This is a genomic window from Klebsiella sp. WOUb02 (assembly GCF_050058015.1).
Taxonomy (GTDB): Bacteria; Pseudomonadota; Gammaproteobacteria; order Enterobacterales; family Enterobacteriaceae; genus Klebsiella.
Window position 1 is genome coordinate 1748574 of sequence record NZ_CP170110.1, and the last position, 24866, is coordinate 1773439.

A 24866-nucleotide genomic window follows, 5' to 3' on the forward strand; every position below is an offset into this window, starting at 1 on the left:
GGTTTAGTCCAGACCCAGGATCCCGCGCAGCTCGAGCCAGATCTTCCGCCAGAGTGGTGATTGGGCCTTTCAGCGCATTACGATCCGCATCGGTCAGCTTGTCATAGGTTTCATAGCCGTCTTTGGTGCGGTATTTCGCGAGAATCGTGTCAACTTTCTTGAAGTTAGCGTCAACTTTCGCCAGCAGCGCGCCGTTCTCTTTTTGCAGCTGTGGACGCAGCAGGTCGACAATTTTCTGCGCGCCGTCGACGTTGGCCTGGAAGTCCCACAGGTCGGTGTGGCTGTAGCGATCTTCTTCGCCGCTGATTTTGCTGGCGGCCACTTCTTCAATCAGGTCGGCAGCGCCGCCCACCACTTTAGACGGCGGGAACGCCAGCTCGCTGATGCGTTTTTGCAGCTCCAGCACATCGGTATTCAGACGGTCGGCGTAGCTCTCCATGCCCTTGGTGCTGTTGTCGCCATACAGGGCTTTCTCCAGGCGGTGGAAGCCGGTGAACTTCGGATCTTCCGCTTTCTTCTCGTAGTCGTCTTCACGGGCGTCGATGCTGCCGTCAAGATCGGAGAACAGCTCGGCGATCGGCTCGATGCGCTCGTAGTGCTGACGCGTCGGGGCGTACAGCGCTTTCGCTTTTTCGATATCGCCCGCTTTCACCGCATCGGTGAAGGCTTTGGTGCCGGAAACCAGCTCGGCGGTTTGTGCCGTAACGTAGGTTTTATAGGCGGTGATCGCATCGCCGAGGCTCAGCAGCGCTTCGGCTTTCGCCGCATCTTTGGTGGCCGTACCGGTGACAATTAGCTTGCCTTTCGGGTTGGTCAGCAGGCCGCAGGTCATATCGTATTCGCCCGGCTGCAGGTTAGCGGTCAGCTTTTGCGTAAAGCCCGGAGCGATGTTTTCGCGCTCTTCCACCACCATCACGCCCTTGAGGATCTCCCACTCCAGCGCCTTCTGGCTATGGTTCTGAATGATGAACTGCGTTTTACCCGCCTTCACGGTTACGTTCATCGGTTCACACTGCTTGTCATTAACGGTCACTTTTACCTGCGGAATATCCGCAGCCTGGGCGCAAAAGGCGGAGCTGAACAACGCTGCGACGGCAAGCTGCAGCGCACTACGGCGAAAATGAGTCATCATGATCATCCCTTTCGGTAAGTATGTGGTAACGATATATCCTGCGGCGCCCTACTTAAGCGGGGCGGTACGCGAGGCTGCTGGATTGCTACGCGGCGGCAGCGCAAACAGCACCAGCGCCGGAATCAAATAGATAAAGTACACCGCCACTTCGCTGACGGTCGGCGCTTCCTGATAGCCGAAGATCCCTTCGAGCAGCGTGCCGAACAGGCTGTGCGTTGACAGCACGCCGCTCAGATCGAACGCCACGTCCTGGAAGTGGTTCCACAGCCCGGCCTCGTGAAGGGCGCGAATGGCGCCGGCGGCGAGGCCCGCGGCGACCAGCAGGATAAACAGGCTGGTCCACTTGAAAAACACGCCGAGGTTAAGGCGGATGCCGCCCCAGTACAGCAGGAAGCCAAGGACGATTGCGGTGGCGAGGCCAAGCATCGCGCCCAGCGGCGGCCAGATGCCGACATCCTGCTGGAACGCCGCCAGCAGGAAAAATACCGACTCCAGTCCTTCTCGCGCCACGGCAAAAAAGACCATCATCACCAGCGCCCAGCCGTGGTTATTGCCGCGCTGCAGGGCGTTATCCACCGCCTGCTCCAGTCTGCTGCTTCACGTTGCGCGACACTTTGCGCATCCAGAACACCATCCAGGTCAGGATAAAGACCGCGACCAGCGCCACGATGCCCTCAAACAGCTCCTGTTCACTCTGCGGAAATTCGCCGGTGGTTTCGTTGATAAAGATCCCCAGCCCGAGGCACAGCGCCGCCGCGAGGATCACCCCAACCCACATTACGCCAATCAAATTTCCGCGCTGAGTGCGCTTCAGGTAGCTGGCGATCAGGCTGACAATCAGCGCTGCTTCCAGGCCTTCACGTAACATGATGAGAAATGGAACAAACATGCCGACATCCTTAAATGTGAGCCGCCGTCAACGGATGCAAAGATAGGTAAATATTTCTGATAGTGATTATCATTACAATAATCAGAAACACAAGTGAAATGTGTAGAGAATAGTGACGAGTTGTAAATTAATTGCTGGAAAATAATTACTTAGGCAAGCATTCGCCTGCACCCGCGGCGGCGGGCGGGAGCGGCGGTTTTTTCGCAGCAGAATATTTACCGGGCGTAGCGGCTGTGGCTAAATAGCGGCCTTATTTACCTGCGAAAAGAACAATATGACACAGTTTTTACACTTCCTGCTGGCGCTGGCGGTTATCCTCGGCCTTGCCTGGCTCGCCAGCTACGACCGACAAAAAATCCGCATTCGCTATATTATCCAGTTAATTGTTATTGAAATTGCGCTGGCTTTCTTTTTTCTCCACGCCGAAAGCGGCCTGTGGATAGTTAAAAATATCTCCGGCTTTTTCACCTCGTTACTCGGCTTTGCCGCCGAGGGCACCAATTTTGTATTTGGCGGTATGGGTGAAAAAGGGCTGGCCTTTATTTTCCTCGGCGTGCTCTGTCCGATTGTCTTTATCTCGGCGCTGATTGGTATTCTTCAGCACTGGCGCATTCTGCCCATTTTTATTCGCGTCATCGGCACCCTGCTGTCAAAAGTCAACGGCATGGGCAAGCTCGAGTCCTTTAACGCCGTCAGCTCGCTGATCCTCGGGCAGTCGGAAAACTTCATCGCCTATAAAGGCGTGCTCGGCGATCTCTCCTCTCGCCGCCTGTTCACCATGGCCGCCACCGCGATGTCGACGGTATCGCTGTCGATTGTCGGCGCCTATATGAGCATGCTGGAGGCGAAATACGTCGTCGCGGCGCTGATCCTCAATATGTTCAGCACCTTTATTGTGCTGTCGATTATTAACCCGACGCGCCCAGGCAGCGAAGAGGAGATTAAGCTGGAGAAGCTACATGAGTCGCAGAGCTTCTTTGAAATGCTCGGCGAATATATTCTGGCCGGCTTTAAAGTGGCGATGATTATTCTGGCGATGCTGATCGGCTTTATTGCCTTAATCAGCGCCGTTAACGCCCTCTTCGCCACGCTATTTGGCCTCAGCTTCCAGCAGATTCTGGGCTACGTCTTTTACCCGCTGGCGTGGCTGATTGGCATTCCGCTCAGCGACGCGCTGAACGCGGGCAGCATTATGGCAACCAAGCTGGTGGCCAACGAATTTGTCGCGATGATCGAGCTGCAGAAAATTGCCGCCGGCATGACGCCGCGCGGGCTGGGCATTCTGTCGGTCTTCCTGGTCTCTTTTGCCAACTTTGCATCAATTGGCATTATCGCCGGCGCCATTAAAGGGCTTAACGAGCCGCAGGGCAACATCGTTTCCCGCTTCGGCCTGCGCCTGGTCTACGGCGCGACGCTGGTCAGCCTGCTCTCCGCCAGCTTTGCCGGGCTGGTGCTGTAAGCGAGGCGCGCGCTGCTGAACTCTGCCGCCATAAAGGCGGGGCCTCGCCCCGCCTCTTCTTTAGCAATAAACCTTATTTAGCAATCAACGTTATTTAGAAATGAACGCAAACCTGGCGATCGACGCGCATCACTGACTCCTGGGCGAAGCGCGACTTATAGAGCGTGCGCAGCGCTTCAATCCCCTCTTCGCTCTTCGCATCTTTAGCGTGGATCAGCATCAGCGCCTTGCTCTGCTCGCGGGCAACGCTACCGTCATTCCCCAGCCACTGGCCGCGGGCGTCAAACACCGTCAAACCATCGCGAAAGCGCGGGGTGACATCGCGATCGACAAACTGCTGCCACTCCGCGGGGGTGACATCCTTACCCGCCGGGCGGCTGAGACCGAAGTACAGCGTGGTCTGCTCCATGGTATTGTCCGCCGGGCAGGCGCCGGCTGCCGGCGCTGAAACGGTCGTGTCGGCCGGCGCCACGCAGCCGCCAAGCAGCCCTGCCAGCACCAACGCCATCGCACCCTGTCTGAAACTCATATCGCTATCCTCATTGTTATTTGTGCTGAGATATCAGCGTATTTTCAGAGAATTAGCAAGAGGACGCCAGCCCACATCGGCCGGCGGAGGCGAGCCGCGGGCACAAAAAAGCCCGCCGGAGGCGGGCTGTAGCAGAAGGCCGATGGTTACTCTGCGGTCGCAGGTACCGGCGGCGCGGAGTGATAGTGCGCGTCGGCCTCGGCAAAACGCTGCTGCATCGCAGCCGAAGGCGCCTTGCCCAGCAGGCTGAAGACCACGATCCCGAGGCTGCCGAAGATAAAGCCGGGGATAATTTCGTACAGGCCCAGCCAGCCAAACTGCTTCCAGACGATGACGGTCAGCGCGCCGATCACCATCCCGGCCAGCGCGCCGTTGCGGGTCATGCGCGACCACATCACCGAGAACAGCACCACCGGACCGAAGGCCGCGCCGAATCCCGCCCACGCGTAGCTCACCAGGCCCAGCACGCGGTTATCCGGATTTGCCGCCAGCGCGATGGCAATCAGCGCCACCACCAGCACCATCATCCGGCCCACCCACACCAGCTCTTTCTGCCCGGCGTTCTTACGCAGGAAGGCCTTATACAAATCTTCGGTGATCGCGCTGGAGCAGACCAGCAGCTGGCAGCTCAGGGTTGACATCACCGCCGCCAGAATCGCCGACAGCAGGATCCCGGCAATCCACGGGTTAAACAGGATTTGCGCCAGTTCGATAAAGACCCGCTCGGAGTTCTGATTGACCGCCCCGGCCAGCGCCGGATTGTTGTTAAACCACGCGATGCCAAAGAAACCGACCGCTACGGCGCCCGCCAGGCAGAAGATCATCCAGGTCATGCTGATGCGGCGCGCGTGCACGATGCTGTGATGGGAGTCTGCCGCCATAAAGCGGGCCAGAATATGCGGTTGCCCAAAGTAGCCCAGCCCCCAGCCCATCAGCGAGATAATGGCGACAAAATTAAGCCCTTTCAGCATATCGACGTTTTCAATGCTCTTTTGCTTAATCACCTCCAGCGAATCGCCGAAGCCGCCGACGGAAATAATCACCATCACCGGCGTCAGGATCAGCGCGAAGATCATCAGGCTGGCCTGCACGGTATCGGTCCAGCTTACCGCGAGGAATCCGCCGACAAAGGTATAAATAATTGTCGCGGCGGCACCGGCCCACAGCGCCGTTTCGTAGCTCATGCCGAAGGTGCTTTCAAACAGACGCGCGCCGGCAACGATGCCGGAGGCGCAATAAATAGTGAAGAACAGCAAAATAACCAGTGCGGAGATAATACGCAGCACCCGGCTGTTATCTTCGAAGCGGCCGGTGAAATAGTCCGGCAGGGTCAGGGCGTTATTATTCGCCTCGGTATGAACGCGCAGGCGCCCGGCCACCAGCTTCCAGTTAATCCACGCCCCGAGGGTCAGGCCGATGGCAATCCAGCTCTCGGAAATACCGGAAAGAAATATGGCTCCCGGCAGCCCCATCAGCAGCCAGCCGCTCATATCCGAGGCCCCGGCGGACAGCGCGGTCACGAATGGCCCGAGGCTGCGGCCGCCAAGAATATAATCATCGAAGTTCTTCGTCGATCGCCAGGCAATAAACCCGATCAGTACCATGCCAAATATATAAACTGTAAAAGTCACCAACATCGGGGTGCTAATAGCCATGCAAATCTCCAGATTTTTTTGTCGACAGCGTCCAAATTTGTCGTTTATTCCACTACCGGAACGGGGTAATGGCACAATAGTTGTATTGGGCGACCGTATCCTGACGGAAGCTTCGGTTTTTCACAAACGATTTAACACAGCATTTACACTAATTCCGCCAATGGCCAAACCTCATTTTTTTATAGGTTGCACTCCCTCACGTTTTTATCGGTTGCACCGGGTAAAACTGTTAACTGACGCAGATAAATACACCATTTAATAAAGGTTATACCGCCACCAGTTCTGCGATTAAATTTAACAACAAGCGCCTTTTTCAACCTGGGCCACAAGTTGTGATTAACAAGGTTGCACAAAGTTGCAACATAGTAGATATTCCTACGCAACCGCATAACCGCACAGAGGCCAAATTCGCCGCAGCATGCCGCGCCAGCAGGGTCGGGCAATGAATGCAGCGAATGACCAATAACAGGAGTTCCTGACATGGGCACCACCACCATGGGCGTTAAACTTGACGAAGCCACGCGCGACCGTATCAAGTCCGCCGCCAGCCGTATCGACCGCACGCCGCACTGGCTGATTAAGCAGGCGATTTTCAACTATCTGGAAAAGCTGGAGAGTGACGAATCGCTGCCCGAGCTGCCGGCGCTGCTTTCCGGCGCGGCCAACGAAAGCGACGAATCGGGTCCTTTGACCGAAGAGCCGTACCAGCCGTTCCTTGAATTTGCCGAGCAGATCCTGCCCCAATCGGTGGCGCGGGCGGACATTACCGCAGCCTATCGCCGCGCCGAAACCGATGCCGTGCCGATGCTCCTCGAACAGGCCCGTCTGCCGCAGGCGCTGGGCGAACAGGCGCATAAGCTGGCCTGGACGCTGGCGGAAAAGCTGCGCAATCAAAAAACCGCCAGCGGGCGCGCCGGCATGGTGCAGAGCCTGCTGCAGGAGTTCTCCCTCTCCTCACAGGAGGGCGTGGCGCTGATGTGTCTCGCGGAGGCGCTGCTGCGTATTCCGGATAAAGCCACCCGCGACGCCCTTATTCGCGACAAGATCAGCAACGGTAACTGGCAGTCGCATATCGGCCGCAGCCCGTCGCTGTTCGTAAACGCCGCCACCTGGGGACTGCTGTTTACCGGCAAACTGGTCTCCACCCACAATGAAACCAGCCTGTCGCGCTCGCTGAACCGCATCATAGGCAAAAGCGGCGAACCGCTGATCCGCAAAGGCGTCGATATGGCGATGCGCCTGATGGGCGAGCAGTTCGTCACCGGCGAGACCATCGCCGAAGCGCTGGCCAACGCCCGCAAGCTGGAAGAGAAAGGCTTCCGCTACTCCTACGATATGCTCGGGGAAGCGGCGCTGACCGCCGCCGACGCCCAGGCCTATATGGTCTCCTACCAGCAGGCTATCCACGCGATCGGCAAAGCCTCCAACGGCCGCGGCATCTATGAAGGCCCGGGGATCTCCATCAAGCTCTCCGCCCTGCACCCGCGCTACAGCCGCGCGCAGTACGATCGGGTAATGGAAGAGCTCTATCCGCGCCTGAAGTCGTTAACCCTGCTGGCGCGCCAGTACGATATCGGCATCAACATCGACGCCGAAGAAGCCGATCGCCTGGAGATCTCTCTCGACCTGCTGGAGAAGCTGTGCTTTGAGCCGGAGGCTGGCGGGCTGGAACGGGATCGGCTTCGTCATTCAGGCCTATCAGAAGCGCTGTCCGTTCGTCATTGACTCGCTGATCGATCTCGCCACCCGCAGCCGCCGTCGTCTGATGATCCGCCTGGTGAAGGGCGCCTACTGGGATAGCGAAATCAAGCGCGCGCAGATGGACGGCCTCGAAGGCTACCCGGTTTATACCCGCAAGGTGTATACCGACGTCTCCTATCTCGCCTGCGCGAAAAAGCTGCTGACGGTGCCGAACCTGATCTACCCGCAGTTCGCCACCCATAACGCCCACACCCTGGCGGCTATTTACCAGCTGGCGGGGCAAAACTATTATCCGGGTCAGTACGAATTCCAGTGCCTGCACGGCATGGGTGAGCCGCTGTATGAGCAGGTGGTAGGCAAAGTGGCCGACGGTAAGCTCAACCGACCGTGCCGAATCTACGCCCCGGTCGGCACCCACGAAACCCTGCTGGCCTACCTGGTGCGCCGCCTGCTGGAGAACGGCGCCAACACCTCCTTCGTCAACCGCATCGCCGATACCAGCCTGCCGCTTGACGAGCTGGTCGCCGACCCAGTCTGCGCGGTGGAGAAGCTGGCGCAGCAGGAGGGCCAGGCCGGCCTGCCGCATCCGAAAATTCCGCTGCCGCGCGACCTCTATGGTCAGGACCGCAGCAACTCGGCGGGGCTGGATCTGGCGAACGAACACCGCCTCGCCTCCCTCTCCTCCTCTTTACTCAACAGCGCCCTGCATAAGTGGCAGGCCCTGCCGATGCTGGAGCATCCGGTTGCCGAAGGCGAGCTGCAGGCGATCGTCAACCCTGCGGAGCCGAAAGATATCGTCGGCCACGTGCGCGAAGCCAGCGACGAAGAGGTGCAGCAGGCGCTGACCAGCGCGGTCAACTGCGCGCCGATCTGGTTCGCCACCCCGCCGCAGGAGCGCGCGGCCATCCTTGAGCGCGCGGCGATCTTAATGGAAGGCCAAACGCAGACGCTGATCGGGATTCTGGTACGCGAAGCGGGTAAAACCTTCAGCAACGCCATCGCCGAAGTTCGCGAAGCGGTGGACTTCCTGCACTACTACGCCGGCCAGGTCCGCGACGACTTTGATAATGAAACCCACCGTCCGCTGGGTCCGGTGGTGTGCATCAGCCCGTGGAACTTCCCGCTGGCGATCTTCACCGGCCAGATTGCCGCCGCGCTGGCCGCGGGCAACAGCGTGCTGGCGAAACCCGCCGAACAGACGCCGCTGATCGCCGCTCAGGGCGTGGCGATTCTGCTGGAGGCCGGCGTCCCGCCGGGCGTTATCCAGCTGCTGCCGGGTCGAGGAGAAACCGTCGGCGCCGCGCTCACCGGCGACCAACGCGTGCGCGGGGTGATGTTTACCGGCTCAACCGAGGTCGCGACTTTACTGCAGCGCAATATCGCCAGCCGCCTTGACGCCCAGGGGCGCCCGACGCCGCTGATCGCCGAAACCGGCGGCATGAACGCGATGATCGTCGACTCGTCGGCGCTGACCGAACAGGTGGTGGTTGACGTACTGGCTTCCGCCTTCGATAGCGCCGGCCAGCGCTGCTCCGCGCTGCGGGTGCTGTGCCTGCAGGAGGAGATCGCCGACCATACGCTGACCATGCTGCGCGGCGCGATGGGCGAATGTCGGATGGGCAACCCCGGCCGCCTGACCACCGATATCGGGCCGGTGATTGATGCCGAAGCGAAAGAGAATATCGAGCGTCACATTCAGACGCTGCGCGCCAAGGGGCGCAACGTCTTCCAGGCGGTACGCGAGAACGGCGAGGACGCCCGCGAATGGCAGAGCGGGACCTTCGTTCCGCCGACGCTTATCGAACTCGACAGCTTTGACGAGCTGAAAAAAGAGGTCTTTGGCCCGGTCCTGCACGTGGTGCGCTACAACCGCAATGAGCTGGATCGGCTGGTTGAGCAGATCAACGCTTCCGGCTACGGCCTGACGCTCGGGGTCCATACCCGCATCGACGAAACCATCGCCCAGGTCACCGGCAGCGCAAAAGTCGGCAACCTGTACGTCAACCGTAATATGGTGGGCGCGGTGGTTGGCGTCCAGCCGTTCGGCGGCGAAGGGCTATCGGGCACCGGCCCGAAAGCCGGCGGTCCGCTGTATCTGTACCGTCTGCTCTCAAGCCGTCCGCACAACGCCGTCGGCGCCACCCTCGCCCGCCAGGACGCGGAACGTCCGCTGGACGCCCAGCTGAAGACCCTGTTGGAAAAACCGCTGCTCGCCCTGCAGCAGTGGGCCGCCGGCCGGCCGGAGCTGCAGGCGCTGTGCCAGCAGTATAGCGAACAGGCGCAGGCCGGCACCCAGCGTCTGCTGCCGGGGCCGACCGGCGAGCGCAACACCCTGACCTTCATTCCCCGCGACCGCGTGCTGTGCGTGGCGGATAATGAACAGGATGCGCTGACCCAGCTGGCGGCGGTGACCGCCGTCGGCTGCGAGATCCTGTGGCCGGATAACGCCCTGCATCTCGAACTGGCGAAGAAGCTGCCGCGCGAAGTCAGCGAGCGCATCCGCTTTGCCAAAGAGGCCGAACTGACCGCCCAGGCCTTCGACGCGGTGATTTACCACGGCGATTCCGATCAGCTACGCGCGCTGTGCGAGCAGGTGGCGGCGCGGGACGGGGCGATCGTTTCGGTACAGGGATTCGCCCGCGGCGAGAGCAATCTGCTGCTGGAGCGCCTCTATATCGAGCGCTCGCTGAGCGTCAATACCGCCGCGGCGGGCGGCAACGCCAGCCTGATGACCATCGGCTAGGACCGATCCCCGAGGCGGCGTCCGGCAGCGGTTCGGGCAAAACCGTAGCCCGCCGCCGGGGGATCGCGGACCGGATGACAGCAGGCCAAAGCTGTGGTTAATTAAGGCTCCCGGACGGGGGCCTTTTTATGTATGGGAGTGGAACAATGAAACGCACTTTACTCGCGCTTGCCGCCCTGCTGGCAAGCGGGCAGGCGCTGGCGGACGAATGCGCTAACGCCAACAATCAGATGGAGATGAACCAGTGCACGGCGGCGCAGTATCAGGCGGCCGACGGCAAGCTCAACCAGACCTATCAGCAGGCGCTGAAGCGCGCCTCAGGCGGCCAGCAGGCGCTGTTGAAAAAATCCCAGCTGGCGTGGATCGCGCTGCGCGACGCCGACTGCGCGTTTTTGGCCTCCGGAGCCGAAGGCGGCAGCATCCAGCCGATGCTGATCAACCAGTGCATGGCGGACAAAACCGTGGAGCGTGAATCGTACCTCTCTTCGCTGCTGCAGTGCGAAGATGGCGATCAGAGCTGCCCGCTGCCGCCGGCCAACTAGCGCACCCGGATCCCTTCAACGATCATCCGCTGCACGTTTTCCACGGTTTGCTGGAAGAACGCCTCATCGCGCAGCGTTGCGCCGGTCACCGCCTCAATCTGGGTGGCAAAATCGGCGTAATGCTGCGTGGTAGCCCAGATCATAAAGATCAGGTGCTGGGGGTCGACCGGCGCCAGCTTGCCGCTTTCGACCCAGCCGGAGACGATCGCCGACTTTTCATCCACCAGCGTTTTCAGATCGCCGGTCAGCTCCCCCATCAGCAGCGGCGCGCCCTGCAGCATCTCGAGGCAGAACAGCTTTGACGCCTGCGGATGGTCGCGGGAGACCTCCAGCTTCAGGCGGATATACTCGCGGATCGCCACCAGCGGGCTGATATCTTCGCGAAAGGCCTTCAGCGGCGCCAGCCAGATGGTGAGGATCTGCTGCAAAACGGCAACGTACAGCGCCTCTTTCGACGGATAGTAGTAGAGCAAATTGGTTTTCGAGACCCCGGACAGCTCAGCAACCTGCTCGAGCCGCGTGCCATGAATGCCAAATTGCGAAAACGCGTCCAGCGCGGCGGCGAGGATAGCCTCTTTTTTTGCGCTCACCGCCAGCGAACGCTTGCCGCTTTTCTTCCCGGCGCCCTGTGCCATCTATTATCTCCTTCATTCAACGCCATCAGCATAGCAAAAGCCCATCGCCGACACGACCTCCTGCACCCCAATTGCGCATGACTGCCGTTTTTTCGTGCACTGATTTTGACCATTTAGTCTACTTTTTCAGACCTCACTTCCGGCAACTATTAAGCAACACATTAATAACATTGGCTTTTGCAAAACTGGCATCGTCTTTGCTTTATCAGATTAGCGAGGTGGCTCAGGAAGATGCAGGATGCAGCGCCGCACGCCTTCTTGTTTAACGACCGCAAAGAGGTGCATATGAAAATTGGTGTCTTCGTTCCGATCGGCAATAACGGCTGGCTGATTTCCACCCATGCCCCGCAGTACATGCCGACGTTTGAGCTGAATAAAGCGATTGTGCAGAAAGCCGAGCATTACAACTTTGACTTCGCGCTGTCGATGATCAAGCTGCGCGGCTTTGGCGGTAAAACCGAATTCTGGGATCACAATCTCGAATCCTTCACCCTGATGGCAGGCCTCGCGGCGGTGACTTCGCGGATCCAAATCTACGCCACCGCCGCCACCCTGACCCTGCCGCCGGCCATCGTCGCCCGCATGGCCTCCACCATTGACTCGATTTCCGGCGGCCGCTTCGGCGTGAATCTGGTGACCGGCTGGCAAAAACCGGAGTACGAGCAGATGGGGATCTGGCCCGGGGATGACTATTTCGCCAGCCGCTACGACTATCTCAGCGAATATGTCCAGGTACTGCGCGACCTGTGGGGCACCGGGCAGAGCGACTTTAAGGGCGACTACTTCACGATGAACGACTGCCGCGTCAGCCCGCAGCCGTCGCAGCCAATGAAGGTGATCTGCGCCGGGCAGAGCGATGCCGGTATGGCCTTCTCCGCCCAGTACGCCGACTACAACTTCTGCTTCGGCAAAGGGGTCAACACTCCGGCCGCCTTCGCCCCGACCGCCGCGCGCATGATGCAGGCGGCGGAAAAAACCGGCCGCGACGTCGGCTCGTACGTGCTGTTTATGGTTATTGCCGACGAAACGGATGAAGCCGCGCGCGCCAAATGGGAGCACTACAAGGCCGGCGCCGACGAAGAGGCGCTGGCGTGGCTGACCGAGCAGAGCCAGAAGGATACCCGCTCCGGCAGCGATACCAACGTCCGCCAGATGGCCGACCCCACCTCAGCGGTCAATATCAACATGGGCACCCTCGTCGGCTCTTACGCCAGCGTCGCCCGCATGCTCGATGAGGTCGCTGCGGTCCCCGGTACCGACGGCGTGCTGCTGACCTTTGATGATTTCCTCTCCGGCATTGACGCCTTCGGCGAGCGCATTCAGCCGCTGATGCGCTGCCGCGACCACATTGCCACCGCTACTCGCGAGGTTGCCTGATGATTACCCTTCCCGCTCGCCCGGAATCCTTAACCTTCGCGGCGCAAAACAGCGCGCTGATCGTGGTGGATATGCAAAACGCCTATGCCAGCCAGGGCGGCTATCTCGACCTCGCCGGGTTTGACGTCTCCGCCACCCGGCCGGTTATCGACAACATCAACATCGCCGTCGCCGCCGCTCGCGCCGCCGGGATGCTAATTATCTGGTTCCAGAACGGCTGGGACGACCAGTACATAGAGGCCGGCGGCCCCGGCTCGCCGAACTACCATAAATCCAACGCCCTGAAGACCATGCGCCGCCGTCCTGAGCTGCAGGGCAAGCTGCTGGCTAAAGGGGGCTGGGACTACCAGCTGGTTGATGAGCTTAAGCCGCAGCCGGGCGACGTAGTGCTGCCAAAACCGCGCTACAGCGGCTTCTACAACACCCAGCCTGGACAGCATTTTGCGCAGCCGCGGCGTTCGCCACCTGGTATTCACCGGTATCGCCACCAACGTCTGCGTGGAGTCGACGCTGCGCGACGGCTTCTTCCTCGAATATTTCGGCATCGTGCTGGAGGACGCCACCCATCAGGCCGGACCGGCCTTCGCCCAGCAGGCGGCGCTGTTCAATATTGAGACCTTCTTTGGCTGGGTCAGCGACGTCGCCAGCTTCTGCGACGCCCTGCAGCCCGCCAGTCCAATCCCGTTCCCGGAGGAGAAACGTTATGCCTAAACAGGTCATTATTCCACCCGGCACCACCACGCCGATCGCCCCTTTCGTACCCGGCACGCTGGCCGATGGCGTGGTCTACGTCTCCGGTACGCTGCCGTTCGATAAGCAAAACAACGTGGTCTATATCGGCGACCCAAAGGCGCAAACCCGCCACGTTCTGGAGACTATCCGCAGCGTTATCGAAACGGCGGGGGGCAGTATGGCGGATGTGACCTTCAACAGCATTTTTATCACCGACTGGAAAAACTACGCCGCGATTAACGAAGTCTACGCCGAGTTTTTCCCCGGCGATAAGCCGGCGCGGTTCTGCATTCAGTGCGGCCTGGTGAAGCCCGAGGCGCTGGTGGAGATCGCTACGGTGGCGCATATCGGGAAACCGGCGCCATGAAGCTCAATATCGCCCCTGCGCCTTACGAGGGCGCCCCGGTTGTGGTGCTGAGCGCCGGACTGGGCGGCGCGGGCAGCTACTGGACCGCCCAGCGCGCGCCGCTGGCCGCGCGATACCAGCTGGTGACCTATGACCAGAACGGCACCGGCGAAAACGCCGGCCCGCTGCCCGCCGCCTACAGCATGGCGACTATGGCCCAGGAGCTGTGGCAGGCGCTGGAGAAGGCCGGAATTACGCGCTTCGCGCTGGTGGGCCATGCGCTGGGAGGATTGATCGGCCTGCAGCTGGCGCTGGACAAACCCCGGGCGGTCAGCGCGCTGGTGCTGGTCAACGCCTGGCTGACCCTGTCGACCCACACCCGCCGCTGCTTCCAGGTACGCGAGCGCCTGCTGCATACCGGCGGCGCCCAGGCGTGGGTGGAAGCGCAGCCGCTGTTCCTCTACCCGGCGGAGTGGATGGCCGCGCGCGCGCCGCGGCTGGAGGCGGAGGAGGCCCTCGCGCTCAGCCATTTTCAGGGTAAGGACAATCTGCTGAAACGGCTACAGGCGCTGAAGCAGGCGGACTTCTCCCGGCGGGCCGCGGCGGTGACCTGTCCGACCCTGATGATCAGCGCCCGTGACGATCTGCTGGTGCCCGCCTCCTGTTCGCGCTCGCTGCAGGCCGCAATCCCCGGCAGTCAGCTGGTGGAGATGGCCTGGGGCGGCCATGCTTGTAACGTCACCGATACCGAGACCTTCAACCCCATTTTATGCGACGGGCTGGCCGCGATGCTGCCCGCCGGCCAGGAGAGTTTATGAGTGAGAGTATTAGCCAAAGCGCCTGCGAAACGCTGTTCAGCCACGCCAGGACCCACAGCGGCTGGCTGGATAAGCCGGTAGCCGACAGCCTGCTGGAGGAAATTTACGCGCTGCTGAAAATGGGCCCGACCTCGGCCAACTGCTCCCCGGCGCGGATCGTTTTTGTCCGCACCCCGGAGGGCAAAGAGAAGCTGCGCCCCACGCTCTCCAGCGGCAACGTCGAAAAAACCCTCCGCGCGCCGGTCACCGCCATCGTGGCGTGGGACAGCGCCTTTTACGATCGCCTGCCGGAGCTGTTTCCCCACGGCGACGCCCGCAGCTGGTTTACCTCCAGCCCCCAGCTCGCCGAGGAGACCGCGTTCCGCAACAGCTCGCTGCAGGCGGCCTATCTGATTTTCGCCTGCCGCGCCCTCGGCCTGGATACCGGGCCGATGTCGGGATTCGATCGGGAAAAGGTCGACGCGGCGTTCTTTGCCGACAGCGGCTGGAAAAGCAACCTGTTGATTAACATCGGCTACGGCGATGAAACAAAGCTCTACGATCGCCTGCCGCGCCTCTCCTTTGACGACGCCTGCCGGCTGGCATAAGGAGCCTCCATGCCTATAGCGGATAAACAAAGCTTTCGCGACGCCATGGCCCAGGTCGGCGCCGCGGTGAACATTATTACCACCGACGGTCCGGCGGGCCGGGCCGGCTTTACCGCCAGCGCGGTGTGCAGCGTGACCGACGAGCCGCCGACGCTGCTGGTCTGCCTGAACCGCTCCGCCTCGGTGTGGCCGACCTTCAGCCAGCATCAGGCGCTGTGCGTCAATACGCTGGCGGCGGGACAGGAGCCGCTCTCCAATCTGTTTGGCGGTAAAACGCCGATGGCGGAGCGCTTCGCCGCCGCCGAATGGCAGCCCGGCGTCACCGGCTGCCCGCGCCTACACGACGCGCTGGCGAGCTTCGACTGCCGCATCAGCCAGGTCGTCAGCGTCGGCAGCCACGACATTCTGTTTTGCGAGGTCGCCGCCATCGTCAAGCATCCGCAGCCGCGCGGGCTGATGTGGTTCGACCGCGGCTATCACACGCTTATGCGCCCAGCCTGTTAACCTTGAACCCGGGATATCATCATGGCACTTTTCGATTTTCCTCGCTGGCAGTTAACCTCCCCCTCCGCCGCTTCCGGCGTGGTGGCCCCCGATGAACGCCTCTCCGTCGGACAGACCGCGGTTATGGGCGTGCAGCACGCGGTCGCGATGTTCGGCGCCACCGTGCTAATGCCGATACTGATGGGGCTCGACCCCAACCTGTCGATATTGATGTCGGGCATCGGCACCCTGCTGTTCTTCCTGGTGACCGGCGGCCGGGTGCCGAGCTATCTGGGTTCCAGCGCGGCCTTTGTCGGGGTGGTCATCGCCGTCACCGGCTTTAACGGCCAGGGGCTGAACCCACATCTGGACGTCGCCCTCGGCGGGATTATCGTCTGCGGCCTGCTCTATACCCTGATTGGCCTGGTGGTGATGAAGGCCGGCACCCGCTGGATTGAGCGCCTGATGCCGCCGGTGGTGACCGGCGCGGTGGTGATGGCGATTGGCCTGAACCTCGCGCCGATTGCGGTACGCAGCGTTTCTGCGACGCCGTTTGACGGCTGGATGGCGGTGCTGACCGTGCTGTGCATCGGCCTCGTGGCGGTCTTTACCCGCGGCATGCTGCAGCGGCTGCTGATCCTCGTCGGCCTGATTGCGGCCTGCGTGCTCTACGCGCTGCTGGCAAACGGCCTCGGGCTGGGCAAGCCGCTCGATTTCTCCCTGCTGGAACAGGCGGCGTGGTTTGGTCTTCCCCACTTCACCTCTCCGACCTTTAACGGCCAGGCGATGATGCTGATTGCGCCCGTGGCGGTGATTCTGGTCGCTGAGAACCTCGGCCATCTGAAGGCGGTGGCCGGAATGACCGGGCGCAATATGGACCCGTACATGGGCCGGGCGTTCGTCGGCGACGGGCTGGCGACGATGCTTTCCGGCGCCGTCGGCGGCAGCGGCGTGACCACCTATGCGGAGAATATAGGGGTGATGGCGGTAACCAAAGTCTACTCGACGCTGGTGTTCGTTGCCGCCGCGCTGATTGCCGTCCTGCTAGGGTTTTCGCCCAAGTTTGGCGCGCTGATCCACACCATTCCCGGGCCGGTCATCGGCGGGGCCTCGATTGTGGTATTCGGGCTGATTGCGGTGGCCGGAGCGCGGATCTGGGTACAGAACCGGGTCGATCTGAGCCAGAACGGCAACCTGATTATGGTGGCGGTAACCCTGGTGCTCGGCGCCGGTGATTTTGCCCTCTCGCTGGGCGGCTTCACCCTCGGCGGGATCGGCACCGCCACCTTTGGCGCCATTCTTCTGCACGCGCTGCTTAGCCGCCGCGCGCGGGTCGCGGAAGCGCCTAACGCTACGGTGTAAACGGGAGTTTCCCGGTCGCGCTAAGCCGACCGGGATTCCGGGTCCGGGCGCTCGGCAAGATCGGACAGCGCCGCGACGTCTGCCGGAACCGCCTGTACATCGGAGGCCTTTTTCCGCTTCAGCTTCAGTTCGCTCACCAGAACGCCGGCCACGATAAAGGCGCAGCCCACCAGCGCCAGCAGCGGCAGACGCTCGCCGGCAATACGGCCAAAAATCCCCGCCCATACCGGCTCACCGGTATAAATAAGCGTCGCTCTGGTCGGCGACACGCTGCGCTGCGCCCAGTTCATGGTGACCTGAATAATGGCGCTGAAAATACCCAACCCCAGCGCGACGCCCAGCAGCCCCGGCGACATCGGGGGAATCGCTTCCCCTGCCGGCACCATCGCCGCGAAAGCCACCAGCGAGGCGGTGGCCAGCTGCACCACCGTCACCCGCCGGACGTCCACCTTCCCGGCCCAGGCGCTGATTAAGATAATCTCCGCGGCGATCGCCAGCGCGCTGGCGAGGGTGATCGCTTCGCCAACGCCGAGCGCCAGCAGATTATTTTCCGGCCCGGCCAGCAGGATCAGCCCCGTAAACGCCAGCACCACTCCCAGGCAGGACATCACTCCCGGCATTTTCCCGAGGCACAGCCACTGCAGCAGCGGCACCAGCGGAACGTACATGGCGGTAATAAAAGCCGACTTGCTGCTGGAGATCGACTGCAGGCCCCAGGTTTGCAGGCTGTACCCCAGCGCGATCGAGACGCCAATCGCGACCCCGGCCTTCAGCTCAAGCCACGTCAGCCCGCGCATGACGCGCAGTGATAGCAGGGCAACCGCCAGCGCCGCGGTCGCAAAACGCACGCCGACAAAAAAGAACGGCCCGCTGAGCGTCACGGCATACTGCACGGCGAGGAAAGTACCGCCCCAGAACATGGTGATCGCGATGAGGATCGCTTCCTGGGGTTTAATAGAGAATTTACATGCAGACATAGCGCGGCCGGTAACGAGTGGTAGCCGGCTAGTGTGCAATTAGCCGACCGCGATCGCAACCATCGGCGATAAAAAAACCGCCGGCGGCTGCCGGCGGCGAGGGCGATGCGGAGGGTGCCGGGGGAGATTAACCCTGCATCATCAACGGTCGATCAACGTCATTGGCGATACATCAGCTATGACGATTGCCGTGACTGTTTTTGCCCCCTTTTTTGCCCGCATCCGAGGCGCGCTGGGGATCGTTTTTAAAGTTCCCCCCGCTATGCTGACCACCTTTACGACCTGCTTCTGATGCTCTTTCACGATCCTCGGCGAAGTTGCCGGAACCGCCACGATGGTTTGCCATCACTGACCTCCACTTGGTTAGACATCATACTGCATTACGCGCGATACGCGGCCGCAGCGTCCGCGGCCTATGGCATCACCACTATCGTATCGCGTGCCTTTAAGCGTAGCGAACGAAACTCATTCATTTCGCCAATAGTAACATCCTGCAACAGCTTTCGACTTTGCGGACATATTCTCGCCCCTGCCGTGCGCTAAGCCTCTCTTAAGGCGGACGAAAACAGCGCAGCGCAAAATGTATCTTTTTGCGACAAAAGTAATTTTTGCAATTTTGTTATAAATCAAATAAATGATTGTTAGATTTGCACTCTCCGCCAGACGCCTTATCTTTAAAGATAGCCAGTCGTCTGGCTGGCCTATAACGCAACCGAGGAGTGATGCAAATGGCTAAAATTCTGGTGCTTTATTATTCAATGTATGGACACATCGAGACCATGGCTCATGCCGTCGCCGAAGGGGCGAACAGAGTAGACGGCGTGGACGTGGTGGTGAAGCGCGTGCCGGAAACTATGCATGCTGAGGCGTTCGCCAAAGCGGGCGGGAAAACGCAAAATGCGCCCGTCGCCACGCCGCAGGAGCTGGCAGAGTATGACGCCATCATCTTTGGTACCCCGACCCGCTTCGGCAACATGTCCGGACAGATGCGCACCTTCCTCGATCAGACGGGCGGTCTGTGGGCCTCCGGCGCGCTGTACGGCAAGCTGGCCAGCGTATTCAGCTCCACCGGCACCGGCGGTGGACAGGAGCAGACCATTACCTCGACCTGGACCACCCTCGCCCATCATGGGATGGTGATCGTGCCGATTGGCTACGGCGCGCAGGAATTATTTGATATCTCGGTGGTTCGCGGCGGCACGCCGTATGGCGCAACCACCATCGCCGGCGGCGACGGTTCTCGTCAGCCAAGCGAGGAAGAGCTGGCGATCGCCCGCTACCAGGGTGAACACGTCGCCGGCCTGGCGGTTAAATTACACGGTTAACCCTTAGCAGGAGGATTTGCATGCCAACTCAAGAAGCAAAAGCTCACCACGTCGGTGAATGGGCGAGTTTACGCAATACCTCGGTGGAGATTGCCGAAGCGATTTTTGAATTAGCTAAATACGATGAAAAGTTAGCGGAAAAAATCTGGGAAGAAGGCAGCGACGACGTGCTGTCGCTGGCCTTTACCAAAACCGATAAGGATTCGCTGTTCTGGGGCGAGCAAACCATCGAGCGTAAAAACGTGTAGCCGCAACGCGGCAGAATAAAAAAACCCGGATTGCTCCGGGTTTTTGGTTTATTTTGCGGCCTGGTTCATCACCGTTTTAAAGGTCTCCATCGGGCAGAAGCCGTTGGCGTCTACCGGACAGCCGTTCAGCGCCAGGGTCACCCGCTGCGGCGGCGACTGCAGCGTCAGCGCCTCGGCGTTGCGCAGCTGCGCGGTGCTTTGATAGACGTACTCAATCTTCATCAGCTCGCGGTTGCTGCCGGTATCGTGCCAGCGCTGGAAGACAATTTTTCCGCCAATCGGCGTGCGCTCGTTCTGATCGTGCAGCTGATAGGGTTTAAAATCGAGCGCCGTCAGCAGCGAAGCGATATTGGAGTCATGCCCCACCAGCAGCGTGACCTTCGCCGCCTGCGCCACATCGCCCACCAGCGCCTTGTCGATATACTTCACCAGCGGCTTAGCGACGTTGCGCGCCACTTCCGTTGAGGTAAACAGGCTATCCTGATAGCCGTTTTTCAGCTTCGACAGCACTTGCCACTGCTTATCGGTTTTGATTTCGCCCCACGCCACCTGCTCCTGCGGGAAGCCTTCGTAATACTGCAGGGTGAACGCGTCCACCAGCGAGTTGCCGACCTTCAGCGGCCCGGAAACGCCCGGCTCCTGCTGATTTTTGGCGCTGAAGGTGTCTTTGCCGTCGCTCAGCGAACACTGCTGCTTCTCTTTGCAGGAGGGCGAATTGCGATAGTCGGTCATCTCTTCGAGCAGCTTGTAGCTGTCGGTGAGCTGCATTTTTTGCCGCTCTTTTTCCATTGCCTGCACCGCTTTCTCACCGAACGCCGTGGAGTCATCAGTGATAACCGGGTTAAAGGTTGGGTCCATGGTGCCCATTTGCGGCTGATGATGAACGGTTACGCCGCAGCCGGGAAAGGCGCCGGTGATAAAGAACTGAGCGGTGGCGACGGTGCGCTGCAGGCTATTGGCATAGGCATATACCGCGTTGTCCGGCGGGCACTCGCCGCTGGTCACCAGCCCCTGCTGCGCCAGCCACTCCCGCATATAGTGCCCCATATAGACTTCCAGCACCCCACCCTTGGTGGTCAGCTGCCCGCCGGGAACGTCCCACTCCGGCCAGGATTTCGGCGTTGACTGCTCCAGCACGCTGCCGTTATTCGCCAGCGGCGCGCGCAGATTATGGCGGCTCATGATCAGCACCTGCTGAAGCTGATAGCCCTGCGGAGCCGCTGGCTCCTGCGCCTGGACGCCCGCAGATAGCAAAACTCCGGCGGCGATCGCGCCGGCGAGTAGACTTTTTCTCATCCCTTTACCCTCAGTCAGTTATTATCATCGCTCTGATTGTGACAAATTTATGACATTTTGCCAGACAGCAGCGCGCAAACTGAGGCAGCGGGCATCCTTTTCTGCGGTTTCTCGGCGCCGGCGGCGACAGCGGTTACTCCGGCAGCGGTACCGCCGCCAGGGTACAGATAGCCTCATGCTCTCCGCCGCGGCGATCGACCATCACCACTTTATCTCCGGCCTTTTTGCCTTCGCAGGGTTTGAGCACCTGATCGACGATCCGTTCCCGGGTTTGCTGACGTTCGGACTCCGCCTGCGCAGCCAACGAGGTCAGAATAAGTGTCACTCCTAACAGGCTGACGAGATGTTTATTACGCATTCAATATTATTCTCAGACAATTCGTACTCGCCCGCAGGGTAGCAGCCTCAAGGCCGCGCGTCTGTAAAATCGCTTAACGGAGTGTTACTCCGGCCGACAAAACAACAAATTTAGCCCGCGCGCTTGTTAGGTTTTACCGATGGAAGATTCATCTTTCAGACACATCCCGATGCTATCTTAGCCGCGTATTTATAGAGTGCATCGTTTTCAACCAGGACCCAGGATTGTGTATGTCCGGTATTATTCTTCTTCTCGCTGCGGTCATTTTGCTGGGGGTTGCGCTTTACAGTTTGGTGTCATACGTCAAAGAGCGTCGCGCCAGCCAGTGCCTTTTCACAAGAAGAAAAAATAACCCCCGTTCCGCTATTAGAGACGCTATAGCGACAAAAGAAAAGCAGGCACTATGCCTGCTTTTCTTTATTCAGCGCCCGGCTGCGCGCTACGACTCCCAGGCCTGCTCCGCCTTCGCGCCGTCAAACTGCGGCGGCGGCTTGCGAAAGCGCCGGGTCAGCCAGGTCAGGTAAAGAAGACCGACCGCGGCCCACACCAGGCCCAGGGTCAGGGACGTCGCCTCGAGGTTCACCCACAGCACGCCGACCGTCACCGCGCCAATCAGCGGCAGCAGCAGATAGTGGAAGCGGTCCTTCCAGGTTTTGTTATAGCCCTTGCGTCGCCAGAAGTGGTTGAACACCGACAGGTTGACAAAGGTAAAGGCCACCAGCGCGCCGAAGTTGATCAGCGCCGTGGCGGTGACCAGGTCGAAGAACAGCGCCGACAGGGCGACAATCCCGACCATAATCACGTTCAGCGCCGGCGTCCGCCATTTCGGGTGGATATAGCCAAAAAAGCGCTCCGGGAAAACGTTGTCGCGCCCCATCACGTACAGCAGACGCGAGACGCTGGCGTGCGAAGCCAGGCCCGACGCCAGGGTGTTGACGAAGGTGGTGCAGAGGAAAATCGACTGGAACAGCTTGCCGCCAACGTAGAGCGCGATCTCCGGCAGCGCCGCGTCGGGGTCCTTAAAGCGGCTGATATCGGGGAAAAAGAGCTGCATAAAGAACGAGGCGGCGATAAAGATAATGCCGCCGTACATGGCGGTGAGGAAAATCGCCTTCGGGATCACCCGCGCGGCGTCCGGAGTCTCCTCCGACAGGGTGGTCACCGCGTCAAAGCCGAGGAACGAGAAGCAGACGATCGTCGCCCCGGTGATGATCGGGATCAGATGGGCGTTCTGGCTGATAAACGGCTGCAGCGACCAGACGGTCCCCACTCCTTCACCTTTATGCAGCCCCTGCACCACCAGCGCGATAAAGACCAGCATGATCGCGATCTGCACCAGCACAAACAGGGTATTGAAGTTGGCGACCAGGCTGACGCTCTTGAGGTTGGCGGCGGTGAGGATCGCCACAAACGACACCACCCACACCCACGGCGGCACCTCAGGGAACAGGGCGGAAAGATAGATTTTCGCCAGCAGAACGTTGATCATCGGCAGGAACAGATAGTCCAGCAGCGACGACCAGCCGACCATAAAGCCGACGTGGGGGCTGATCGATTTCTGGGCGTAGGTATACGCCGATCCCGCTTCCGGGAACTGGCGCACCAGCTTGCCGTAGCTAATGGCGGTAAACAGCACCCCCGCCAGCGCCAGTAAATAGGAGGCGGGCACGTGGCCGTTGCTGATGCCGGAGACAATGCCGAAGGTATCAAACACCGTCATCGGCGTCAGGTAGGCGAGGCCCATCATCACCACCTGCCAGAGCTTGAGCGACTTGCGCAGCCGGGGCTTTCCCGCCTCGGCCGGGAGATCAAGAGAAGTATTAGCAGCCATAGACGCTCTCCCCCATGCAGGCACAGGTTTGTGGGTACAGCGACCGGGTTACAAACCTGCTTAGCAAGGGGGTTAAGCGTAAATAACAGATTAAAACATACCGGCGAGCGGCGGCGGGTTCACATTCATAGCGGCCCTCGTGGCCCCCTTCTCCCTGCGGATATTTGAACATCTGCATCATCTCCTACCTCGTCACACACTGTGTCGTTAACTGAAGCCCCGCTGTCGCCTGCGCTCCTTAACGCGACATTCGGGAAACGGCTGGATCCCCAGCAAAAATATTCGGCCAGGCTCCGCTCAGGCCGTATGATGCTACCGGTGGTTCTCACCCCTCGCGCCCCTGCGGGGCGGCGATCAGGCGTTTTTCAACATCCACTCAATCTCGGTTTCGGTGATCAGGCGCTCAAACTGCAGCAGCTCATCATGCTTACAGGCATGGTAAACGTGGCAGAAGCGCTCGCCGAGCAGCTCTCGCAGGGTGTCGTTTTGCATAAATTCCCACAGCGCATCGCTTTGGCGAATCGGGAACGGCAGCCCCTCCTGCTCGAGCCCGTTACCCTCCACCTCTTCCTGCAGCGGCAGCGTGTTGTCCAGCCCGTGTAAAATCCCGGCGAATATTGCCGCCATCACCAGATACGGGTTGGCATCCGCCCCCGCCACCCGATACTCGACGCGGTGGTTATGGCGATCGCCGCAGGGAATGCGCAGCGCCACGGTGCGGTTGTTGTGTCCCCACGATGCCTGGGTCGGGACGTACATTCCCGGCTGAAAGCGACGGTACGAGTTAACGTTCGGCGCCAGCAGCGCCATCGACGCCGGCATCAGGTCAATCATCCCGGCCAGCGCGCGCTTGAGCAGCGCGGAATCTTCGCCCTGCGCGTCCGCCAGCACGTTTTCACCTTTATTGTTCTGCATGCTGATATGGATATGCATCCCGCTGCCGGCGTGCTCTTCATAGGGCTTAGCCATAAAAGTGGCGTGCATCTTATGCTTCTCCGCCATTAAACGCACGAGGCGTTTTAACGCCAGCGCATCATCGCAGGCATCGAGCACGTTATCGGTATGGTAAAGGTTGATTTCAAACTGTCCCGGCGAGGCTTCCGCTACCGCGCCATCGGCCGGGATCAGCTGCAGCTGGGCCAGCTCGTCGATATCATTCAGCACGTCGGCGAAGTGGTTGAGGTTATCAACCGAGTAAACCTGGCTTTGGGTGTTGCGCACGTCGGTGCCCGGCGCGCAGGGCGGCTGGAGATAGCCTTCGGCATCGCGCTGACGATCGAGTAAATAGAACTCCAGCTCTACCGCTACCACGGGGAACAGCCCGCGCTGGCGCAGCTGCTGCCAGAGACGGTTCAGTACGTTCCGCGGCTCAACGTCAAAGGGAGCGCCATCTTCATCAACCATGGTCAGCAGCACCTGGCCGATGTACTGCGGATCGGCGGCGGAAGGCGTTAAGGTGCCCGGCACCGGCACGCAGGTGCAGTCCGGCTCGCCCATATCCTGGCCGAGGCCCGCCTCTTCCACCACGTTGCCCAGAATATCCATCGCAAAAACCGAGGCCGGGAAGTAGCACCCTTTTTCCAGTTTGCTCAGGCTGGAGACCGGGATGCGCTTGCCGCGGAAGCAGCCGTTAAGGTCGGTTAACAGCACATCGACGTACTGGGTATCAGGGTAGCGTTCAAGGTAGCGCTTTACTTCAGCAGTAAATGCGCTGCCCCGTCTCTCTTCTGACTGCTGAACAAAATTCTCAACTTCTACGATATTGGTTTCCATCATTCACCGCCGTTGTGTTGGTTTCGGACTTCGGCCTGCTGCCGTCAAATATAATGCCCACCATTCGA

Annotated in this window: 19 protein-coding genes and 5 pseudogenes; 13 read left to right on the plus strand and 11 right to left on the minus strand. The window is 60.3% G+C overall.

The annotated features are described in order from the left end of the window. Positions 1–3: 3 nt before the first annotated feature. Both efeO and efeU read right to left on the minus strand, forming a co-directional pair. Positions 4–1132: pseudogene (gene efeO, locus ABOC21_RS15325) on the minus strand (iron uptake system protein EfeO). 48 nt (positions 1133–1180) lie between these two features. Beyond that, positions 1181–2021, minus strand: a pseudogene (efeU, locus tag ABOC21_RS15330) (iron uptake transporter permease EfeU). A 274-nt stretch (positions 2022–2295) separates the two neighbouring features. Here efeU and ABOC21_RS15335 point away from each other — a divergent pair. Continuing rightward, positions 2296–3480, plus strand: a complete 1185-nt coding sequence (locus tag ABOC21_RS15335) for a NupC/NupG family nucleoside CNT transporter (RefSeq protein WP_426815161.1) — start codon at positions 2296–2298, stop codon at positions 3478–3480. Between the two features lie 94 nt (positions 3481–3574). Here the strand turns inward: ABOC21_RS15335 and ABOC21_RS15340 are convergent, their stop codons facing one another. Together ABOC21_RS15340 and putP are read right to left on the minus strand one after the other, a co-directional pair. After that, the gene (locus ABOC21_RS15340) at positions 3575–4009 is read right to left on the minus strand and encodes a DUF3574 domain-containing protein (protein WP_426815162.1); all 435 of its coding nucleotides are present in this window, start codon (positions 4007–4009) and stop codon (positions 3575–3577) included. Positions 4010–4155: 146 nt separating this feature from the next. Next, positions 4156–5664 carry a sodium/proline symporter PutP gene (gene putP, locus ABOC21_RS15345; protein WP_426815163.1) on the minus strand — a complete coding sequence of 503 codons (1509 nt, stop codon included), beginning with the start codon at positions 5662–5664 and terminating at the stop codon, positions 4156–4158. A gap of 480 nt (positions 5665–6144) precedes the next feature. Here putP and putA point away from each other — a divergent pair. Further along, positions 6145–10108: pseudogene (putA, locus tag ABOC21_RS15350) on the plus strand (trifunctional transcriptional regulator/proline dehydrogenase/L-glutamate gamma-semialdehyde dehydrogenase). 146 nt (positions 10109–10254) lie between these two features. Further along, positions 10255–10650: a lysozyme inhibitor LprI family protein gene (locus ABOC21_RS15355; protein WP_426815164.1), complete on the plus strand. Its 396-nt coding sequence runs from the start codon at positions 10255–10257 to the stop codon at positions 10648–10650. On the opposite strand, the gene rutR is transcribed toward ABOC21_RS15355, so the two are convergent. Then, entirely contained in the window at positions 10647–11285 is a 639-nt protein-coding gene (gene rutR, locus ABOC21_RS15360) for an HTH-type transcriptional regulator RutR (RefSeq protein WP_426815165.1), read from the minus strand. The two genes, ABOC21_RS15355 and rutR, sit on opposite strands and share 4 nt — an antisense overlap. Before the next feature lie 285 nt (positions 11286–11570). On the opposite strand from rutR, the gene rutA reads away from it, so the two are divergent. The 7 genes and pseudogenes from rutA (at position 11571) to rutG (ending at position 16990) form a co-directional block, all read left to right on the plus strand. Continuing rightward, positions 11571–12662 (plus strand): pyrimidine utilization protein A, encoded by a 1092-nt coding sequence (rutA, locus tag ABOC21_RS15365; RefSeq protein ID WP_180554079.1) that lies wholly within the window; start codon positions 11571–11573, stop codon positions 12660–12662. Continuing rightward, positions 12662–13373, plus strand: a pseudogene (gene rutB / locus ABOC21_RS15370) (pyrimidine utilization protein B). Before rutA ends, rutB begins: the two are co-directional and overlap by 1 nt. Further along, the gene (rutC, locus tag ABOC21_RS15375; RefSeq protein ID WP_180553986.1) at positions 13366–13761 is read left to right on the plus strand and encodes a pyrimidine utilization protein C; all 396 of its coding nucleotides are present in this window, start codon (positions 13366–13368) and stop codon (positions 13759–13761) included. The pseudogene rutB and the gene rutC overlap by 8 nt, the downstream one beginning before the upstream one ends. Further along, positions 13758–14558: a pyrimidine utilization protein D gene (gene rutD, locus ABOC21_RS15380; protein ID WP_180553987.1), complete on the plus strand. Its 801-nt coding sequence runs from the start codon at positions 13758–13760 to the stop codon at positions 14556–14558. The genes rutC and rutD overlap by 4 nt, the downstream gene beginning before the upstream one ends. Beyond that, positions 14555–15145, plus strand: coding sequence for a malonic semialdehyde reductase (locus ABOC21_RS15385; RefSeq protein WP_180553988.1), 591 nt, complete (start codon positions 14555–14557; stop codon positions 15143–15145). The genes rutD and ABOC21_RS15385 overlap by 4 nt, the downstream gene beginning before the upstream one ends. Before the next feature lie 9 nt (positions 15146–15154). After that, positions 15155–15649 (plus strand): NADH-dependent FMN reductase RutF, encoded by a 495-nt coding sequence (gene rutF / locus ABOC21_RS15390; RefSeq protein ID WP_180553989.1) that lies wholly within the window; start codon positions 15155–15157, stop codon positions 15647–15649. A gap of 21 nt (positions 15650–15670) precedes the next feature. After that, positions 15671–16990, plus strand: coding sequence for a pyrimidine utilization transport protein G (rutG, locus tag ABOC21_RS15395; RefSeq protein WP_426815166.1), 1320 nt, complete (start codon positions 15671–15673; stop codon positions 16988–16990). 20 nt (positions 16991–17010) lie between these two features. Here rutG and ABOC21_RS15400 read toward each other — a convergent pair whose 3' ends face one another. Further along, a complete protein-coding gene (locus ABOC21_RS15400; RefSeq protein WP_426815167.1) occupies positions 17011–17967 on the minus strand; it encodes a DMT family transporter in 957 nt (318 codons plus the stop codon). A 172-nt stretch (positions 17968–18139) separates the two neighbouring features. After that, on the minus strand, positions 18140–18313 hold the full coding sequence (locus ABOC21_RS15405) for a general stress protein (protein WP_041144912.1): 174 nt from the start codon (positions 18311–18313) through the stop codon (positions 18140–18142). Positions 18314–18695: 382 nt separating this feature from the next. On the opposite strand from ABOC21_RS15405, the gene wrbA reads away from it, so the two are divergent. Both wrbA and ABOC21_RS15415 read left to right on the plus strand, forming a co-directional pair. Continuing rightward, positions 18696–19292 (plus strand): NAD(P)H:quinone oxidoreductase, encoded by a 597-nt coding sequence (gene wrbA, locus ABOC21_RS15410; RefSeq protein ID WP_426815168.1) that lies wholly within the window; start codon positions 18696–18698, stop codon positions 19290–19292. Between the two features lie 20 nt (positions 19293–19312). Then, the gene (locus tag ABOC21_RS15415) at positions 19313–19540 is read left to right on the plus strand and encodes a YccJ family protein (protein ID WP_426815169.1); all 228 of its coding nucleotides are present in this window, start codon (positions 19313–19315) and stop codon (positions 19538–19540) included. A 48-nt stretch (positions 19541–19588) separates the two neighbouring features. Here ABOC21_RS15415 and agp read toward each other — a convergent pair whose 3' ends face one another. Both agp and ABOC21_RS15425 read right to left on the minus strand, forming a co-directional pair. Beyond that, a complete protein-coding gene (agp, locus tag ABOC21_RS15420) occupies positions 19589–20836 on the minus strand; it encodes a bifunctional glucose-1-phosphatase/inositol phosphatase (RefSeq protein WP_426815170.1) in 1248 nt (415 codons plus the stop codon). Between the two features lie 133 nt (positions 20837–20969). Then, the gene (locus ABOC21_RS15425; RefSeq protein WP_426815171.1) at positions 20970–21194 is read right to left on the minus strand and encodes a hypothetical protein; all 225 of its coding nucleotides are present in this window, start codon (positions 21192–21194) and stop codon (positions 20970–20972) included. A 230-nt stretch (positions 21195–21424) separates the two neighbouring features. Here ABOC21_RS15425 and ABOC21_RS15430 point away from each other — a divergent pair. Beyond that, positions 21425–21546, plus strand: a pseudogene (locus ABOC21_RS15430) (small membrane protein). 87 nt (positions 21547–21633) lie between these two features. Here ABOC21_RS15430 and ABOC21_RS15435 read toward each other — a convergent pair. Both ABOC21_RS15435 and puuA read right to left on the minus strand, forming a co-directional pair. After that, positions 21634–23025, minus strand: a complete 1392-nt coding sequence (locus ABOC21_RS15435; protein ID WP_426815172.1) for an APC family permease — start codon at positions 23023–23025, stop codon at positions 21634–21636. A gap of 354 nt (positions 23026–23379) precedes the next feature. After that, entirely contained in the window at positions 23380–24798 is a 1419-nt protein-coding gene (puuA, locus tag ABOC21_RS15440; protein WP_426815505.1) for a glutamate-putrescine ligase, read from the minus strand. Positions 24799–24866: the final 68 nt, after the last annotated feature.

Bases quoted from the DNA above. Each gene is read 5' to 3' on its own strand.
- ABOC21_RS15335 (WP_426815161.1), top strand. From the start codon at position 2,296: ATGACACAGTTTTTACACTTCCTGCTGGCGCTGGCGGTTATCCTCGGC.
- ABOC21_RS15340 (WP_426815162.1), bottom strand. From the start codon at position 4,009: ATGAGTTTCAGACAGGGTGCGATGGCGTTGGTGCTGGCAGGGCTGCTT.
- putP (WP_426815163.1), bottom strand. From the start codon at position 5,664: ATGGCTATTAGCACCCCGATGTTGGTGACTTTTACAGTTTATATATTT.
- ABOC21_RS15355 (WP_426815164.1), top strand. From the start codon at position 10,255: ATGAAACGCACTTTACTCGCGCTTGCCGCCCTGCTGGCAAGCGGGCAG.
- rutR (WP_426815165.1), bottom strand. From the start codon at position 11,285: ATGGCACAGGGCGCCGGGAAGAAAAGCGGCAAGCGTTCGCTGGCGGTG.
- rutA (WP_180554079.1), top strand. From the start codon at position 11,571: ATGAAAATTGGTGTCTTCGTTCCGATCGGCAATAACGGCTGGCTGATT.
- rutC (WP_180553986.1), top strand. From the start codon at position 13,366: ATGCCTAAACAGGTCATTATTCCACCCGGCACCACCACGCCGATCGCC.
- rutD (WP_180553987.1), top strand. From the start codon at position 13,758: ATGAAGCTCAATATCGCCCCTGCGCCTTACGAGGGCGCCCCGGTTGTG.
- ABOC21_RS15385 (WP_180553988.1), top strand. From the start codon at position 14,555: ATGAGTGAGAGTATTAGCCAAAGCGCCTGCGAAACGCTGTTCAGCCAC.
- rutF (WP_180553989.1), top strand. From the start codon at position 15,155: ATGCCTATAGCGGATAAACAAAGCTTTCGCGACGCCATGGCCCAGGTC.
- rutG (WP_426815166.1), top strand. From the start codon at position 15,671: ATGGCACTTTTCGATTTTCCTCGCTGGCAGTTAACCTCCCCCTCCGCC.
- ABOC21_RS15400 (WP_426815167.1), bottom strand. From the start codon at position 17,967: ATGTCTGCATGTAAATTCTCTATTAAACCCCAGGAAGCGATCCTCATC.
- ABOC21_RS15405 (WP_041144912.1), bottom strand. From the start codon at position 18,313: ATGGCAAACCATCGTGGCGGTTCCGGCAACTTCGCCGAGGATCGTGAA.
- wrbA (WP_426815168.1), top strand. From the start codon at position 18,696: ATGGCTAAAATTCTGGTGCTTTATTATTCAATGTATGGACACATCGAG.
- ABOC21_RS15415 (WP_426815169.1), top strand. From the start codon at position 19,313: ATGCCAACTCAAGAAGCAAAAGCTCACCACGTCGGTGAATGGGCGAGT.
- agp (WP_426815170.1), bottom strand. From the start codon at position 20,836: ATGAGAAAAAGTCTACTCGCCGGCGCGATCGCCGCCGGAGTTTTGCTA.
- ABOC21_RS15425 (WP_426815171.1), bottom strand. From the start codon at position 21,194: ATGCGTAATAAACATCTCGTCAGCCTGTTAGGAGTGACACTTATTCTG.
- ABOC21_RS15435 (WP_426815172.1), bottom strand. From the start codon at position 23,025: ATGGCTGCTAATACTTCTCTTGATCTCCCGGCCGAGGCGGGAAAGCCC.
- puuA (WP_426815505.1), bottom strand. From the start codon at position 24,798: ATGGAAACCAATATCGTAGAAGTTGAGAATTTTGTTCAGCAGTCAGAA.